Raw genomic sequence first — 16,786 nt, 5'->3', positions numbered from 1 at the left:
CACGGAGTCGTCTCATCGCAGAGGAGCGACGATGACCCGCACGATCGAGGCAGCACCGCCCGTGCCACGGGCGTCGGCGCGGCGCCGGCGTCGTCGTGCGGGTCTTGCGTCGCTCGCCGTGGCGCTGATGGGCATGCTCGGCACCAGCATCGCCCTCTACCCCTCCGGTGCGGGCTGGTTCTCACAGCTCGAGCAGTCCTTCCGCGTCGACGACTACGCCGAGGTCATGACCGAGCTCGGCCCCGCGGGCCGCGAGCAGGAGCTCGCCGATGCCCGCGACTACAACGCGACCCTCAGCGGCGGCGCACTGATCGACCCCTACGGCGGCACGCCGCTCACCGACCAGCAGGCCATCGTGCGGGCGTACCAGGCGCAGCTCGATCTCGGCCCGGCCGACGTGATGGCGCGCATCCGCATCCCCTCCATCGCGGTCGACCTGCCGATCTACCACGGCACCGACGAGGCGACCCTGCGGCGCGGCGTCGGCCACCTGCTCGGCTCGGCGCTGCCGGTCGGCGGCGCCGGCACCCACAGCGTGCTCACGGCGCACCGAGGTCTGCCCGAGGCGGTGCTGTTCAGCGACCTCGACAAGGTCGAGGTGGGCGACGTCTTCGAACTTGAGGTCTACGGCGAGGTGCTCGTCTACCGGGTGCGCGAGGTGCAGGTGATCGACCCCGGCAACACCGACCTGCTGCTGCCGGAATCCGGCGACGACCTCGTGAGCCTCGTGACCTGCACGCCGCTGGGCATCAACAGCCACCGCATCATCGTCACCGGCGAGCGCATCGCCACCCCCGCCGCCGACACCCCCGCAGCCGAGGAATTGGTGATGCCCGAGATCCCCGGCGAGCCCTGGTGGTCGGTGCTGCTCGCCGGCGGCTGGGCACTGTCGGTCGGCTACCGCAGCCTCGTCACGCCCCGTCTGCCCGGGCCGCGCGGCTGAGCGCGGCCGGCCCCGACGCATCCGCACCCCGGAGCGCAGGATGCCGCGCGGCGCGCGGGCTCAGACGTCTGCGTGCGGCTCGTCGAGCTCCGAGGCGATCGGCTTCGGGTCGACGAGGTCCTGCACGCTCTCGAGCATCTCGTCGGGGCGGAACGGGTAGGTCTCGACCACCGCCGGGTCGCTGATGCCGGTCATCACGAGCACCGTGTGCAGCCCCGCCTCCATGCCGGCGATGATGTCGGTGTCCATGCGGTCGCCGATCATGCCGGTGACCTCGCTGTGCGCGCCGATCTTGTTGAGCGCCGAGCGGAACATCATCGGGTTCGGCTTGCCGACGATGTAGGGCACGCGGCCGGTGGCCTTCGTGATGAGCGCGTTGATGGCACCGGTGGCGGGCAGGATGCCGTCGGCGCTCGGGCCTGTCGCATCGGGGTTGGTGGAGATGAAGCGGGCGCCGGCGGCGATCAGGCGGATCGCCTTCGTGATCGCCTCGAACGAGTAGGAGCGGGTCTCGCCGATCACCACGAAGTCGGGATCGGTGTCGGTCATCGTGAAGCCGATCTCGTGCAGCGCGGTGATGATGCCCGCCTCGCCGATCACGTAGGCGGAGCCGCCGGGCGCCTGGTCGTGCAGGAAGTCGGCGGTGGCGAGCGCGCTCGTCCAGATGCGCTCCTCGGGCACATGCAGGCCGGATGCGCGCAGTCGCGCCGCGAGGTCACGGGGCGTGAAGATCGAATTGTTCGTGAGCACCAGGAACTCGGTGCCGGCGTCCTTCCACTGCTGCAGCAGCTCCTTGGCGCCCGGGAGCGGACGATCCTCGTGGACGAGCACGCCGTCCATGTCGGTGAGCCAGCATTCGATGTCAGCGCGCGTGCGGGAGATGGGCATGAGGCCAGGCTACGCGGGGTGTGTGTCCGTCGTGTGAACGGCCAGACATTCCGCTCTTGAGCAAATCTCAAGCGAATTTGAGGAAACCTCTAGCCGAACAATGTTTCGGGTCGTTCGGTTTTGAATCTCTCGCGGAGCCCCTGAGCCTCCGCTGTGCCCTGCGGCCTTCCATCCTGAGGTTCGCTCAATAGGTTTGTGACTTGGGCCCGATGCCTGATGATGCGCACACCCAGGTGCGCTCCGGGTACGGCCCCGCCGTCGCGACCATGCGACAGCAACTCGACTTGGGAGACCGTCATGAACAAATTCACCAAGGGCTCGATCGCGGCTTCGGCCGCTGTCCTCCTCCTCCTCGGTGGGGCAGGATCGCTCGCATATTGGAACGACGACGCTGCGCTCGCCGTCGACCCGATCAACGCCGGCCAGTTGACGATCGATGCGTCGACGGGCGCGTGGGCCCCGGAGATCGCCTCTTGGGTGCCTGGCGATCAGGCCGTGTACTCGACGGTCCTCGCCGTGGTGGCTGAAGGAGACAACATCCAGGGGACCATCGAGTTGGAGCTCGACTCCGTGGAGATCAGCCCCCTGGAGGCTGCAGGGCAGTTCGAGCTGACATTGGGTGCGGGTGCCGCAGCAACGGTGCCTGATGGGGCCGCCCTTACGTTCAACGCGGACCAGTCGATCACGTTCGACGGACCGGGCACGTATGCGATCCCGGTTGCGCTCACCGTCGAGTTCCCCTTCAACCTCTCCGACGAGAACGTCTCCCCGAACATCTCCCAGAACGCGAGCGTCGACTTCGATAGCGTCTCGTTCACGGTTACGCAGACTGCAGCGATGGTGCCGTGACCGAGAACTGATCCAGACGTTGTCACCGTGCCTCATAGCACGGTGGCACTGTCGATCACGGGCACACCTCAACCATGCGCATCACACAGGCGACCACGACCGCGGCACGGCCGACGGCGCACGGTCGACGTGCCTCGAGCGCTATGCGCACGCTCTTCGCCGCAGGTGGTCTTGCCGTTGTGCTCGGCGTCGTGCTCTCCGGCGTCGGAGGGTCATACGCGCTATGGAATGACTCTGCTGTCGTCGACGCCGGCAGCATCTCGACGGGGACCCCGGGCCTAGAAGCGCAATGGGCTGCCGGGCACGACGATGCGCTGTGGCAGAACCTGTTGCCGGAAGAATCGCGCCGGCAACCGTTCACGCTGACCAACACCGGCGACGTGCCGATGGCGCTGTCGGCCAGCGCCGTTGCCGCGCCCGGCTTCGAGGTGCGGATACTCGGCAGTTCGTGCCCGACGAGCGCCCTCGCTACATCGGCACTGAACGGCACACCCACGGTCCTGCTCGCTGCAGCCTTTGACACTGAACCGGTGACGATCGCACCGGGCGCAGCGCTCAGCGGCTGCCTCGAAGTGCACGTCGCAGCGGACGCGATGCCGGCATCAGAAAGCACGTTCTCCATCACCATCGACGGGAGACAGACAACATGACCCGCATGTCTAGTGGGACCCGTCTGCGGCTCATCGCCCTCGTCAGCGTCGTCCTCGTAGTCGCCGGAGGCGGTGGGGCGGCCGCCTATTGGAGCGGCCAGGCGCAGCTTCAGGCGCAGGCGGGTACGGCGACGACGGGCGTCCGTGCCGCGGTACTGCCCACCTCGACGACGTCGCCGCTCGTCGCGACCTACACCGCAGAGCACACGCGCAGCGCCGGAGCACTGCAGATTCAGAACGCGGGGAGTCGCAGTGCGACCCTGGAGGTGGCCGTCAGCGCTGAGTCTCCTTCGGTCGCTGGCCTGCCAGCAGCGATCGGTGTCGCGATCGCGCCCGTCGCGACCGAGGCGGCTTGCAACGCGCAGGCGACGCTCGCCTCGCCGACCACCGGCCAGCTCTCGACCGCTGCCAGCATCACGTTCACCGGCACGATCGCTGCGGGTGCGTCGATCTTCGTCTGCGTGCAGACGACGCTGCCCGCGCAGAGCCAGGCCTCCTTCGCCGCCGGACAGGTAACACTGGTGCTCGCACCCTCGCTCAGGTATGCGGCCGCTGCCGCGTGGACGGTTGCCGCACCGATGGCTCGCGTCACGCAGCTGGTCGACGCAGGTGCCGCGGTGCTCCTGCCGGACGGGCTCTACGACATCGGGCAGGGCGGCAAGGGGTGCATCCAGCCCGGGGGTGCGGGCATCGAACGGCACCCGGGCTGCGACAGCTTCACGTGGAGCATCGTCAATGGGTCCGGCACGATCGCGATCGTCGCCGGTGAAGGCGACCGCGCCGGACAGCGCTGGACGGCGACCGGCACGGCACTGCAGTTGCAGCCCGCGTCCGAAGGCCCGAGCCAGCAATGGCGAATCTCTGGTCCAGTCGCAGGTGGCTACCGGCTCGAGAGCGTAGGGATACCGGGCGAGTGCGCGACAGTCCTCGGCAATGGGCGAGAAGCGGTCAGCCTCCAGCCGTGCACCGAGTCCTCTGCCGCGCAGACGTTCTCCCTGCCGCCAGCGAGCGGCTCGTGACCGCGGCGACGGAGGCGTGGAAGGCGATCGGTCGGGGGCTGAGCGCAGGGCTCCTCCTGCTCGTGCTCGGCATCGGAGTCCTCACCATCGGGGTACCCGCCGTGACCGGCGGTGTGCCGCTCAGCATCCTCACCGGCTCGATGTCGCCGTCGCTGCCGGCAGGGTCGCTGGTCGTGGTCAAGCCGACACCGTTCGACGAGGTGCAGGTTGGTGATGTGCTGACGTATCAGCTCGAGTCAGGTCAACCCACGCTGGTCACGCACCGCGTCACCGCCCGGGTCGCCGACAGTGCAACCGGTGAGACGCGGTTCATCACGCAGGGGGATGCGAACGAGGTGGCTGATGCTGAGCCCGTGCGGCCCGTGCAGATTCGCGGCACAGTCTGGTACGCGGTGCCCTTGCTCGGCTGGGCGAACCAGTTCCTCGACGGGTCAGCACGCCAGTGGCTCGTGGCGCTCGTCGCTGGTGGCCTCCTCGTCTATGCGGGGGTCATGGCCGTCAGCGGAGTTCGCGACCGTCGCCGCACGACCGATGCCGCGTCGGTGACGGAGCCCGAGCCGGTCACCGGCGTCGGTGGCTGACGCCTAGCCTGGAACCATGACCGCCGGCCCCGACGAACCGCAGCTCGAGGTCGGCGTCGGGCCGTGGCAGGGCGAGTGGCCGACCGACGAGCGCTACGACCCCGAGCTGCTCGAGCACGGCGACCGCCGCAACGTCGTCGACTGCTACCGCTACTGGCGCCTCGAGGCGATCGTCGCCGACCTCGACAGCCGCCGCCACGCCTTCCACGTCGCGATCGAGAACTGGCAGCACGACCTCAACATCGGCTCGATCGTGCGCACCGCCAACGCCTTCGCCGCCGCGGCAGTGCACATCATCGGCAAGCGCCGCTGGAATCGCCGCGGCGCCATGGTCACCGACCGCTACCAGCACATCGTGCACCACGAGACGACGGATGCGTTCCGCACCTGGGCGCACGAGGCCGGCCTGGTCGTCGTGGCCGTCGACAACACCGCCGGCAGCGTGCCCGTCGACGCGGCGCCGCTGCCGGAGGCCTGCGTGCTGCTGTTCGGTCAGGAGGGGCCGGGCCTGACCGACGAGGCGATCGCGGCCGCCGATGCGCACGTGGCCATCCGCCAGTTCGGCTCCACTCGCTCGATCAACGCCGCCGCGGCCGCCGCCATCGTGATGCACGAGTGGGTGCGCACGCACGCGCCGTAGCTCGCGGTCGGCGCTGTGAGCCAAGCCGCCTCTGCCGCGCGCCCACCCTGCGACGTACGCTGACCGCGTGACCCTCGATCTCGCGTCCATCTACCGCGATCTGCACGCCCATCCCGAGCTCACCTTCCAGGAGCATCGCACCGCGGGTCTCGTCGCCGGCCACCTGCAGGCGCTCGGCTACGCCGTCACCACCGGCATCGCCGAGACCGGTGTCGTCGGCGTGCTGGCCAACGGCGACGGGCCCACGGTGCTGCTGCGCGCTGACATGGATGCGCTGCCCGTGCTCGAGGAGACCGGGCTCGACTACGCCAGCACCGCTCGGGGCCTCGACGCAGAGGGCCACGACGTGCCGCTGATGCACGCCTGCGGCCACGACGTGCACGGTGACCTGCCTGCTGGGCGCGGCCCAGCAGCTGGCGGATGCGTCGGGAGACTGGGCGGGCACGCTCGTCGTGCTGTTCCAGCCCGCCGAGGAGTGGGGAGGCGGTGCCGAGCGCATGGTCGCGGACGGCCTCTACGACCGGGTGCCTCGACCGGACGTGGTGCTCGGCCAGCACGTCGCACCCTTCCCCGCGGGCTTCGCCGGCCTGCACGCGGGCGTGGCGATGGCGGCCGCCGACTCCATCGACATCACGCTGCACGGCGAGGGCGGGCACGGCTCCCGCCCCGAGACCACCATCGACCCCGTCTACCTCGCCGCCAACGTGGTCGCGCGGCTGCAGGGCATCGTCGCCCGGGAGATCGCGCCGGCCGACAGCGCCGTCGTCACCGTCGGGCAGATCCACGCCGGCACCAAGAACAACATCATCCCGCCGTCGGCGAAGCTCGGGCTCAGCGTGCGCACGCTCGACGAGTCGGTGCGCGAGAAGGTGCTCGGCGGCATCGAGCGCATCGCGCGGGCCGAGGCAGCAGCCTCTGGTGCACCGAAGGAGCCGCAGATCGACTACGTCGAGCGCTTCCCGCTCACGGTCAACGAGTCGGCAGCGACCGCCCGCACCTTCGCGGCGCTCGAGGCGGCGCTGGGGGAGGGGCGCGTGATCGATCCGGGCCCCGTGGCGGGCAGCGAGGATGTCGGCGTGCTGGCGACTGCCGCCGGCGCACCGCTCGTCTTCTGGTTCCTCGGCGGCTTCGCTCCCGAGCGCTTCCCCGACCTGCTGCGCACCGGCCGCATGCCCGAGGACGTGCCCTCGAACCACTCGCCGCACTTCGGGCCGGTGATCGAGCCCACGCTCTCGACCGGCGTGCGCGCGCTGGTGGCCGCCGCGCGGGCATGGCTCAGCTAGTGGAGGCCGGCTGGCAGCGCGGGCACCACTGCACCTGTCGCAGTGCGCCGTCCTCGAGCGCGAGCATCGCATCCTCGATGCGGGTGCCGCAGCGCCGGCACGGCTGGCCGCCGCGGCCGTACACCCAGGTGCGCCGGCCCCGGCGGGTGTCGCCCGTGAAGGTGCGCTCGGTGCGGTCGCGGTTGGCGACCATGAGGCGCCGGGCGAGCGCGACGAGCGGCTCGACGGCGACCTCGCCGATCGGCGTCGTCGGGTGCGCGCCGCGCAGGAAGCACAGCTCGCCCCGGTACACGTTGCCGAGGCCGGCGACCGCGCGCTGATCGAGCAGCGCCACCCCGACCGGCGCGCCCGTGACGCGCAGCCGGGCGGCCGCTTCCGCTGCCATCGCCTCATCCCACGCGGGATCGAGCAGGTCGGGGCCGAGGTGCGCGACGGCGTCGAGGTCGTGCGCGCGCGGCAGCAGCTCGAGCACAGGCAGGCTCGAGCCGACGATCTCGTGGGCGGCGGTCGCGAGCGCCGCGCGGATGGTGTGCGCGGGCACGGGCGCGCGCCGGCCGGACTCGAGCACATGCCACAGGCCGTCCATGCCGGCGTGCGAGTGGATCGTCCAGTGCTCGCCCCGCATGAGCAGGTGCTTGCCGACGCTGCGCACCTCGTCGATGCGCTCTCCCGCGAGGTCGGCCGTGGCGAGCGCCGGGACCCGGAAGTCGCTGCGCACCAGCCGCTGGCCCGCCATCGCCGCGCCCAGCCGCACGGCCGCGCGGTAGATGGTGTCGCCCTCGGGCATCAGGGACCCATCCGGAAGCCGCGCGGCGTGCGGTAGACCCCCGCCTGCTCGAGCAGCGGCGCGAGCGCCGAGTCGAGTGAGCCGTGGTCGTCGATGTGCTCGATCGCGCGGCGGCGGCCGCCCATGCGCGCGACCGCGTCGGCGAGGCTCTCGAGCGCCCGCACGAGCGTCGCCGGGTCGTCGTCGAAGGTCAGCAGCGAGCGCCCGCCCCGCTCGAGGTGCAGCACGACGCGGCCGGCTGCGATGGTCGTCAGCGCGCCGACGCGGCGGGTGGGCCGGTGCCCGCCGCGCCCCTCGGGCCAGGGCAACGCGGCGCCGAACGGGTTCGCGGGATCGACGGCCGAGACGGTCGCCACCGTGTCGGAGGGGCCGCTCGACTGCCGCGAGCGCAGGGCGTCGACGACCGGGGTGTCGGCGAACTGCGCCGCGCCGAGCGCGTCGACGAAGTAGCCGCGGCGCGTGTGGCCGGCCTCCTCGAACGCCTTCAGCACCTGGTAGACGCCGTGGAAGCCGCCCGGCACGTCCTCGGCGACCACGCTCCCGCGGGTGACGACGCCGTAGCGCGCGAGCAGCGCATCCGCCGTCTGCGCCGCCCGCTCGGTCGGCGATCCCGCCGGCGCGGAGGCGAGCAGCCAGCGGCCGCCGAGCGTCGGCAGGGCGTCGGCGCGCGACGGCCGCGCGAGCCCGATGCGGCGGCGGTTCGCGGGCGCCGATCGGCGGCTCGGGGCAGGGACGCTGCGGGCGCGCACCCCGACCAGGTGGGCGCGCATCGGGGCGATCGTGTCGTTCGTGACGCGGCCCGCCCAGATGAGCGGCCACAGCACCTCCGACAGGTGGGCCAGATCGAACGCCGTCGCCTCGCTCAGCTGCCGGGCGAACAGGGCGCCGCCGTCGGCGAGCGCCTGCAGCACCGCGGCCGCGTCCGGGTCGTCATGGTCGATGTCGCGACGCTGCTCGACGGTGTCGGCGCCGCGCAGCACGATGCGGCCGTCACGGCCCGAGAGGGCACCGGCGCCGGCCCAGGTCACCAGGCCGCTCGCGGTCAGCTCGTCGAGCATGCCCTGCCGGTAGCCGCGCACGCGCGCGGGCAGGATGAGCGTCTCGAGCGCGCTGAGCGGCAGCGGCACCCCGTCGAGCCGGTCGAGCGCCTCGAGCAGCGCGTCGGGGCCGGTCAACGGCCGCGTGACGTGCTGGTGCGCCAGCAGCTGGTCGGCGAAGACCGCGTGGTCGACCGGCTCGACGTCGCTGCGCAGCGCCTGCAGGCTGCGGCGCTTGAGGCGCGAGAGCACCTGCGCGTCGATCCACTCCTCGCCGGTGCCGTGCGCGCGGTAGGCGCCGGGCGTGACGCGGCTCTGCGCGGCGAGCGCCCGCAGCGCCGAGCGCGCGACCGCGGGCGGCAGCGTCAGTGCGGCCGAGAGCTCCTCGATCGTGAAGGGGCCATGGGTGCGCGCGTATCGGGAGACCACGTCGCCGATCGGGTCGGCGACCGGCTCCAGGAACGCGGATGGCACACCGGCCGGCGGCGGCACGCCGAGCGCGTCGCGCAGCCGCCCGACATCCTCGATCGCGGCGAGTCGCTCGGCGTCGCCCATGCGCACCCGCACCGCCCGTCGGGCGGCGACGAGCTCGTCGGCGATCGCGGCGGCGCCGGCGAGGGTGAGGTGCGCGGCCGGCTCGGCCGACGCGTCCGCGCTGGATGTGTCCGACGCGTCTGCGGCGGATGTGTCCGACGCGTCCGCGGTGGGCCCCTCCTGCGCATGCGCGGTGGGCGTCTGCTGCGCGCCGGTGCACTCGAGTCGGGCGGCGAGCTCGTCGACGGTGAGCGGGCCCAGCAGCCGCAGCAGATCGGCGGCGCCCTCGATGCCGCGCGCGCGCCGGTCGGGCGCGAGCCGCTGCAGCTCGAGCTCCGTGCGCTCGAGCACCGCCGGGTCGAGCAGCTCGCGCAGCGCCGTCGAGCCGAGCACCTCGGCCAGCAGCGCCGGATCGAGGGTGAGCGCGGCGGCTCGGCGCTCGGCCAGCGGCGCGTCCCCCTCGTAGAGGAACTGCCCGACGTAGCCGAACAGCAGGTGATGGGCGAAGGGGGAGGGGCTGGGCGTCTCGACCTCGACCACGCGGATGTCGCCGTGCTGCAGCCGCTCGGCGATGGAGCGCAGCGCCGGCAGGTCGTAGGCGTCCTGCAGCACCTCGCGCAGCGCCTCGAGCACGATCGGGAAGTCGGGATAGCGCTTGGCGACGTCGAGCAGCTGCGCCGCCCGCTGCCGCTGCTGCCACAGCGGTGCCCGCCGGGCGGGGTCGCGCTTGGGCAGCAGCAGGGCGCGCGCGGCGCACTCGCGGAAGCGGCTCGCGAACAGCGCCGTGCCGCCCGCCTCGGTCTCGACGAGCGCGACCAGCTCGTCGGGCTCGAAGCGGATGAGGTCGGCCCCGGGCGGCTCGGCGTCGGAGTCGGGGACGCGGACGACGATGCCGTCGTCGGAGGCCATCGCGGCGGCGCCCGTGTCGCGGTCCTCGCGCAGCCGGCGATCGATCGCGAGCGCCCACGGCGCGTGCACGCGGCGACCCCACGGGGAGTGCACGATGATGCGCCAGTCGCCGAGCTCATCGCGGGTGCGCTCGATCACGATCTGCGCGTCGGTCGGCACGGCGCCGGTCGCGGTCAGCTGGTCGCGCACGTAGGCGTCGAGGTTGCGGACGGCGCGCTCGTCGGAGTGCGGCAGCTCGATGCCCTCGCCCGCGGCGAGCGCGGCGGTCGCGCGGCCGATCGAGGCGCCCAGGTCGGCGGGCCTGCCCTCGTTGTCGCCGTGCCAGAACGGCAGCTTGCCGGGCTCGCCGAACGCGGGTACGACGAGCACGCGGTCGTGCGTGATGTCGACCACGCGCCAGCTCGTCGCCCCGAGTGCGAAGACGTCGCCGGCGCGCGACTCGTAGACCATCTCCTCGTCGAGTTCGCCCACGCGCGCGCCGGGCTTGCCCTCCTGCCCGGCGAGGAAGACACCGAACAGCCCGCGGTCGGGGATCGTGCCGCCGCTCGAGACGGCGATGCGCTGCGCGCTCGGGCGGCCGGCGATCGTGCCCGCCTCCCGATCCCACACCACCCTCGGGCGCAGCTCGGCGAACTCGTCGCTCGGGTACACGCCAGAGACCAGGTCGAGCGTCGCGTCGAAGGCGCTCCTCGGCAGCGTCGCGAAGGGTGCCGCGCGCCGCACGGTCTGGAACCAGTCGTCGACGCCGAGCTCGTCCATCGCGGCGGCCGCGACGGTCTGCTGCGCGAGCACGTCGAGCGGGTGCCGCGGAGCGCGGATCGGCTCGAGCTCACCGCGGGCCATGCGGTCGGCGACGACGGTCGCGTGCAGCAGGTCGGCGCGGTGCTTCGGGATGATCACGCCGCGCGAGGCGTCGCCGACCGAGTGGCCGGCACGGCCGACGCGCTGGAGCCCGCTCGCGGTGCTCGGCGGCGCCTCGACCTGCACCACCAGGTCGACTTCGCCCATGTCGATGCCGAGCTCGAGGCTCGAGGTCGCCACGACGCAGCGCAGCCGACCCGACTTCAGCTGGTCCTCGATCTCGGCACGCTGCTCCTTCGACACCGAGCCGTGGTGGGCGCGCGCGAGCGGCGGGGCCTCCGCGTCAGTGCCGGCGGCCTCGCGCGCTGCGGCGCGCTCGGCGAGACGCAGGCGGATGTGCTCGGTCACATCGCGCAGGACGACGCCGCTGCCGCGCGTGCCGGCCGCCGCATCCGCCAGCGCGCTCGGCCCGGCCTCCTCGGCTGCGTCGAGCCGCTCGGTGTCGAGCTCGTTGAGCCTTGCCGTCAGCCGCTCGGCAGCGCGGCGCGCGTTGACGAACACGATCGTCGAGCGATGCCGGTCGATGAGCTCGAGCACCTCGCGCTCGATGTGCGGCCAGATCGACGGGGTCTCGGGCTTCGTCGCCCCGAACGCGCTGCCGGTCGGTGCCGCTTCGGCGGCGCGCGACCCGCGCAGGTCGGTCATGTCCTCCACCGGCACGGTGATCGTGAGCTCGATGCGCTTCTCGCTCGGCGGGGCGACGACGGTGACGGGCGCCGGCCCGCCGAGGAATGCCGCTACCTCGTCGATCGGATTGACCGTCGCCGAGAGGCCGATGCGCTGCGCGGGCTGCGGCAGCTGCGCGTCGAGTCGCTCGAGGCTCAGCGCCAGGTGCGATCCGCGCTTGGTCGGCACGACCGCATGCACCTCGTCGACGATGACGGTCTCGACGGTGCGGAGCGTCTCGCGCGCACGGCTCGTCAGCAGCAGGAAGAGCGACTCGGGCGTGGTGATGAGGATGTCCGGCGGATGCTTCGCCTGCTGCCGCCGCTCCTCCTGCGGGGTGTCGCCCGTGCGCAGGCCGATGCGCACCGGTGGAGGCTCGGCGCCGTCGGCGCGGCCGCGCGCCGCGATGCCCGCGAGCGGCGCCCGCAGGTTGCGGTCCACATCGACGGCGAGCGCCTTCAGCGGCGAGACGTAGAGCACCCGCACACCGGGCTCACGCTGCTCGTGCGGCGCGGCATCCTCCCTGTGCAGCCGGTCGATCGCCCACAGGAACGCCGCGAGCGTCTTGCCGGAGCCGGTCGGCGCCACCACGAGCGTGTGGTCGCCGCGCGCGATCGACGCCCACGCCTGCTGCTGCGCGGGGGTCGGAGCGGCGAACGCTCCCGCGAACCACGCGCGGGTCGCGGGGGAGAACAGCTCGAGCGCCTCGCTCATCCGCTCAGTACAGCACAGCGCGCTGGGGCGTTGCCGGGTGCAGGTGCGCTGACGCTCGGCGTCAGCGCAGCGACTCGATGATGTCGAGCGCGACGCCGGTGCCGTCCTCCTGGGCGACCGCAGCGGCCGCCTCGGCTGTGCTGTCGTGGCAGCGCAGCGCCTGCTCGATCGCGGTCGCGGCACGCTGCACCGTCACCCTGCGCTGCGGCAGCGGTGCGGCCGCGAGCGACTGCCGGTGCAGTGTCCGCGCCCAGAACGGCTGGTCAGCGGTGAAGGGGACGACGACCGAGGGGGCGCCTGCCCGCACGGCAGCGTGCGAGGTGCCGGCGCCGCCGTGGTGCACCGCGACGACCGACCGCGGCAGCACTGCTGCATGCGGCGCCGCATCGGCCACCCAGACGTCGTCGCCCAGCAGATGCGGCGGCACGTCGGCACCGCCCCAGCCGCGCAGCACGAGCGTGCGCAGGCCCAGGGCTCGCGCCGCGAGCACGAAGGCAGCACCGCGGCGCGCAGCACCCTCGGCGACCATCGAGCCGAAGCCGACGGTGACGACATCCCCGTGATCGAGGAACGCGTCGACTGCCGGATCCAACGCCTCCGAGGCGCCGCCATCGGTCACCCACGCGCCCGTCAGGTGCGCGGTCGCCGGCCAGTCACTCGGGCGCGGCAGGATCGTCGGGCTGACCGGCACCAGGCTGGCGGCCGCGGCGGCCGGCTCCGGGTCGCCGAGCAGGGCGGCAGCCTCGCGCAGCTCGGCGCGGAACATCGCTGACGCGGCACCCCCGAGCCCGTAGGTCGCACGGTTCAACGGGCCGAGGCTGAATGGCACCGTGCCCGGCGCGGGGAACGCTGCCGTCGGTGTGACCGACGGCACGAGCTCGACCACCGCGCGCGCCGCACCCACCCGGCTCGCGGCCAGCGGAGCCGAGAGCACCTTCGGATGATGCAGGATCACGTCCGGTCCGAACTCGAGCGCTGCCTCCGCGGCGCCGAGCAGCACCGCCCGCATCGCGGGCCGCACCACGCGCCGGAAGGCCCGGGCGGCGCCGAGCGCGGACGTGCCCTGCTCGTGGATCATGCGGCGGAAGTCGGCGTCGACCTCCCGCACCACTACGCCCGCCGCAGCGCGCGCGAGCTCGGCGGTGCCCGCCGGTCCGAGGAGCAGCACCTCGTGGCCGCGCTCACACGCACGCTGCGCGAGCGCCACGAACGGCTCGACATCGCCCCGTGAACCGGCAGTGGCGAGCAGCATTCTCATGGTCGCGTCTCCCGGCTCCGACCCGACTCAGTCCGTGCCGAGGTCCATCGCCGCGCGGTCGTTCCACTTCTCGATCGCCTCGGGGTCGTCGTCGGTGGAGGCCATGATCTCCTCGGCGCGACCCACCTCGAGCGCACCGAGCAGCTTCGCCGTCTCGCCCTCGACGAGCCCGGCGGCCGCGTAGCCCTCCAGGCGCGAGCGCGAGTCGGCGATGTCGAGGTTGCGCATCGTCAGCTGCCCGATGCGGTCCTCTGGGCCGAAGGCGGCGTCGCCGACGCGCTCCATCGAGAGCTTGTCCGGGTGGTACGAGAAGCCGTCGCCGCGGGTGTCGACGATCGTGTAGTCCTCGCCTCGGCGCAGCCGCAGCACGACCTCGCCGGTGACCGACGAGCCGACCCAGCGCTGGATGGACTCGCGCAGCATCAGCGACTGCGGGTCGAGCCAGCGGCCCTCGTACATGAGGCGCCCGAGGCGGCGGCCCTGCTCGTGGTAGGTCGCGATGGTGTCCTCGTTGTGGATGGCGTTCAGCAGCCGCTCGTAGGCGATGTGCAGCAGCGCCATGCCCGGCGCCTCGTAGATGCCGCGGCTCTTGGCCTCGATGATGCGGTTCTCGATCTGATCGCTCATGCCCAGGCCGTGACGGCCGCCGATGGTGTTGGCCTCCATGACCAGCGCCACCGCATCCGGGAACTCGACGCCGTTGATCGCCACCGGGCGGCCGGCCTCGAAGCGGATCGCGATGTCCTCCGTCGGGATCGACACCGACTCATCCCAGAACTTCACGCCCATGATGGGCTCGACGACCTCCATCGACTCGTTCAGGTGCTCGAGCGTCTTCGCCTCGTGCGTCGCGCCCCAGATGTTCGCGTCGGTCGAGTAGGCCTTCTCGGTGGCGTCGCGGTACGGGTAGCCGTGCTCGACGAGCCACTCCGACATCTCCTTGCGGCCGCCGAGCTCGGTGACGAACCGCGCGTCGAGCCAGGGCTTGTAGATGCGCAGGCCCGGGTTGGCCATCAGCCCGTAGCGGTAGAACCGCTCGATGTCGTTGCCCTTGTAGGTGGAGCCGTCGCCCCAGATCTCGACCTCGTCCTCCTTCATCGCGCGCACCAGCAGCATGCCGGTGACGGCACGGCCCAGCGGCGTGGTGTTGAAGTAGGTGCGGCCGCCGGAGCGGATGTGGAAGGCACCGGTGGCGAGCGCGACCAGGCCCTCCTCGACCAGCGCGGCCTTCGCATCCACGAGCCTCGCGCCCTCGGCGCCGTACTCGCCGGCGCGGCCCGCGACCGCCTCGATGTCGGGCTCGTCGTACTGCCCGATGTCGGCGGTGTAGGTGAAGGGCACGGCACCGTTGTGGCGCATCCACGCGACGGCGCACGAGGTGTCGAGACCGCCGGAGAAGGCGATGCCGACGCGCTCGCCGACGGGAAGGGAGGAGAGGACCTTGGACATGCCCTCAATCCTACGGTCGGGCGGATGCGTCGTGTTCCGCCCGCGCACTCGGCGAATTCCCAGGACACACCCATTGCCGGGTGCAGGTCGTCATGTCACGATTGCGTAACGGGGTACAAAGTTGCGTACCCCATTCGGCACTTCTGATCACGGTTGGGGGATGCATGCTCCAGGTGGATGAGCGCATCGAGATCGCGGCTCCGCGCGATCGGGTGTTCGAGATGTGGACTGCCGTGGGGCAGTTCCCCTCGTTCATGACGGGCGTCGACCTCGTGCATCTGGAGACCGAGGAGCGCATGCGCTGGCGGGTCTCCGTCGCCGGCGTCGATCCCGTCTTCTACGCGGTGATCACCGAGCTGGTGCCCGGCAGGCGCATCGCCTGGGTGAGCGTCGACCAGACCACCATGGGCTGGTGGATCGACCTCGAGGAGGCCGGGCCCGATCGCACGTGCATGACCGTGCGCACGATCTGGTCGCCGCGCGGCTCTGTCCGCGCCCCGGCGACCGCGCACGAGCTCGACGAGCGCACCATCCGCTGCGACCTGCAGCGGTTCCGCGCGCTCGTGGAGGAGGCGTTCGTGGAGGGGACGCTCGAAGAGGCGGCGTAGTCTGCCGCGACACCGACGACAGTAGGGAGCACAACCATGGCTGAACTCACCGACCGCATCGACGTCGAGGCACCGATCAGCGCCGTGTACTCGCTCTGGACCCAATTCGAGCGCTTCCCGGAATTCATGGGCGGCGTGGACTCCGTCACGCAGCAGGGCGACGACATGCTGCACTGGGAGGTCTCCATCGCGGGCATCGAGCGCGAGTTCGACGCGAAGATCACCGAGCAGCACATGGACGAGCGCGTCGCGTGGCAGAGCGTCGACGGCGAGATGCACGCCGGCGTCGTCACCTTCCACCGCATCGACGATGCGCACACGCGCGTGATGCTGCAGATGGACTGGCAGCCGCAGGGTGCCGTCGAGCACGTCGGGCAGCTGCTCGGCATCGATGACCTGCAGATCATGCGCGACCTGCACCGCTTCAAGAAGATCGCCGAGCAGACTCCCAGCGAGCAGGCGGTCGACGCCGGCTGGGAGGGCGACATCGAGCGCCCCACCGACGCCTCCGGCAACTGACGCCTGCGCAGACGCAGACGCAGACGCAGACGCCGCGCGCCCGGCCGGGCCGACGCATCCGTCACCGGATCGCGCCGCCCGACCGGGCGCGTCGGCGTTCAGGGGCGGGTGACGGCTCCGGCGAACTCCGCGGCTCGCAGCCGCAGCTCGTCGATGCGCCGGTCGCGCGCCGCCTCGCGGTCGTAGCCCTCGTAGGCGAGCACGGGCAGCGTGCGCACGTTCTTCGAGCACTGGAACCGCTCGCACACGAGCGTGCCGATGGTGTCGCCCTTGCGGCCGGCGGGGCCCGCCCGCTTCGCGCTGAGGAAGACGACGTCGTTCGGCAGCTGCACGTCCTGGCACCAGCTGCACTGCGCGCGGGCGCGCGGTGCGGCCTCGGCCTGCTGGAACAGCACGCCGACGAGGTCGCCGTCGAGCGTGGGGATGACGGCGTAGGCGCGGCGCGGGAGCTTCTGGTCGCGCCAGCCGAGGAAGTCGAGCGATGCCCAGTCGATCTCGTCGAGCCGGTCGGGAATCTGGATGAGCGATGTCTCCTTGCGACTGGCGTTCACGAACGCGCCGCGGAGCTGCTGCTCGCCGATGGGGAGCATG

14 protein-coding genes and 1 pseudogene are annotated in these 16,786 nt (G+C 72.2%); 9 read left to right on the top strand and 6 right to left on the bottom strand.

From position 1 onward, the window contains the following. The first annotated feature begins 31 nt into the window (after positions 1–31). Positions 32–943, top strand: a complete 912-nt coding sequence (locus J1M46_RS09575) for a class C sortase (RefSeq protein WP_206447588.1) — start codon at positions 32–34, stop codon at positions 941–943. Positions 944–1,003: 60 nt separating this feature from the next. Here J1M46_RS09575 and J1M46_RS09570 read toward each other — a convergent pair whose 3' ends face one another. Next, positions 1,004–1,831 (bottom strand): HAD-IIA family hydrolase, encoded by an 828-nt coding sequence (locus tag J1M46_RS09570; RefSeq protein ID WP_206447587.1) that lies wholly within the window; start codon positions 1,829–1,831, stop codon positions 1,004–1,006. A 297-nt stretch (positions 1,832–2,128) separates the two neighbouring features. On the opposite strand from J1M46_RS09570, the gene J1M46_RS09565 reads away from it, so the two are divergent. The 6 genes and pseudogenes from J1M46_RS09565 to J1M46_RS09540 all read left to right on the top strand — a co-directional run bounded on the left by J1M46_RS09565 (position 2,129) and on the right by J1M46_RS09540 (position 6,853). Continuing rightward, entirely contained in the window at positions 2,129–2,680 is a 552-nt protein-coding gene (locus tag J1M46_RS09565; RefSeq protein WP_206447586.1) for an alternate-type signal peptide domain-containing protein, read from the top strand. A gap of 74 nt (positions 2,681–2,754) precedes the next feature. Next, positions 2,755–3,330 carry a SipW-dependent-type signal peptide-containing protein gene (locus J1M46_RS09560; protein WP_206447585.1) on the top strand — a complete coding sequence of 192 codons (576 nt, stop codon included), beginning with the start codon at positions 2,755–2,757 and terminating at the stop codon, positions 3,328–3,330. Beyond that, complete coding sequence (locus tag J1M46_RS09555; RefSeq protein ID WP_206447584.1) at positions 3,327–4,349, top strand: RICIN domain-containing protein; 1,023 nt, start codon at positions 3,327–3,329, stop codon at positions 4,347–4,349. Before J1M46_RS09560 ends, J1M46_RS09555 begins: the two co-directional genes overlap by 4 nt. Next, the gene (locus tag J1M46_RS09550) at positions 4,346–4,930 is read left to right on the top strand and encodes a signal peptidase I (protein WP_206447583.1); all 585 of its coding nucleotides are present in this window, start codon (positions 4,346–4,348) and stop codon (positions 4,928–4,930) included. The genes J1M46_RS09555 and J1M46_RS09550 overlap by 4 nt, the downstream gene beginning before the upstream one ends. Positions 4,931–4,946: 16 nt before the next feature. Beyond that, positions 4,947–5,570 (top strand): TrmH family RNA methyltransferase, encoded by a 624-nt coding sequence (locus tag J1M46_RS09545; protein ID WP_206447582.1) that lies wholly within the window; start codon positions 4,947–4,949, stop codon positions 5,568–5,570. 67 nt (positions 5,571–5,637) lie between these two features. Then, a pseudogene (locus J1M46_RS09540) lies at positions 5,638–6,853 on the top strand (amidohydrolase). On the opposite strand, the gene J1M46_RS09535 reads toward J1M46_RS09540, so the two are convergent. The 4 genes from J1M46_RS09535 to argG all read right to left on the bottom strand — a co-directional run bounded on the left by J1M46_RS09535 (position 6,846) and on the right by argG (position 15,068). After that, a complete protein-coding gene (locus tag J1M46_RS09535) occupies positions 6,846–7,640 on the bottom strand; it encodes a DNA-formamidopyrimidine glycosylase family protein (RefSeq protein WP_206447581.1) in 795 nt (264 codons plus the stop codon). The pseudogene J1M46_RS09540 and the gene J1M46_RS09535 sit on opposite strands and share 8 nt — an antisense overlap. Further along, complete coding sequence (locus J1M46_RS09530) at positions 7,640–12,361, bottom strand: DEAD/DEAH box helicase (protein ID WP_206447580.1); 4,722 nt, start codon at positions 12,359–12,361, stop codon at positions 7,640–7,642. Before J1M46_RS09530 ends, J1M46_RS09535 begins: the two co-directional genes overlap by 1 nt. A 61-nt stretch (positions 12,362–12,422) precedes the next feature. Then, the gene (locus J1M46_RS09525; protein ID WP_206447579.1) at positions 12,423–13,619 is read right to left on the bottom strand and encodes a glycosyltransferase; all 1,197 of its coding nucleotides are present in this window, start codon (positions 13,617–13,619) and stop codon (positions 12,423–12,425) included. Between the two features lie 27 nt (positions 13,620–13,646). Continuing rightward, positions 13,647–15,068: an argininosuccinate synthase gene (gene argG / locus J1M46_RS09520; RefSeq protein WP_206447578.1), complete on the bottom strand. Its 1,422-nt coding sequence runs from the start codon at positions 15,066–15,068 to the stop codon at positions 13,647–13,649. Between the two features lie 173 nt (positions 15,069–15,241). Between argG and J1M46_RS09515 the strand changes: the two genes are divergently transcribed. Then, positions 15,242–15,676 carry an SRPBCC family protein gene (locus J1M46_RS09515; protein WP_206447577.1) on the top strand — a complete coding sequence of 145 codons (435 nt, stop codon included), beginning with the start codon at positions 15,242–15,244 and terminating at the stop codon, positions 15,674–15,676. 36 nt (positions 15,677–15,712) lie between these two features. Next, positions 15,713–16,195, top strand: a complete 483-nt coding sequence (locus tag J1M46_RS09510; RefSeq protein WP_206447576.1) for an SRPBCC family protein — start codon at positions 15,713–15,715, stop codon at positions 16,193–16,195. Positions 16,196–16,293: 98 nt separating this feature from the next. Here J1M46_RS09510 and J1M46_RS09505 read toward each other — a convergent pair whose 3' ends face one another. Next, on the bottom strand, positions 16,294–16,785 hold the full coding sequence (locus tag J1M46_RS09505) for an FBP domain-containing protein (protein WP_206447575.1): 492 nt from the start codon (positions 16,783–16,785) through the stop codon (positions 16,294–16,296). Position 16,786: the final 1 nt, after the last annotated feature.

Source organism: Agrococcus sp. KRD186, assembly GCF_017168255.1.
Taxonomy (GTDB): domain Bacteria; phylum Actinomycetota; class Actinomycetes; order Actinomycetales; family Microbacteriaceae; genus Agrococcus.
The sequence above is the reverse complement of the archived record's forward strand: the minus strand, read 5'-3'. Positions and strand labels throughout refer to the sequence as shown.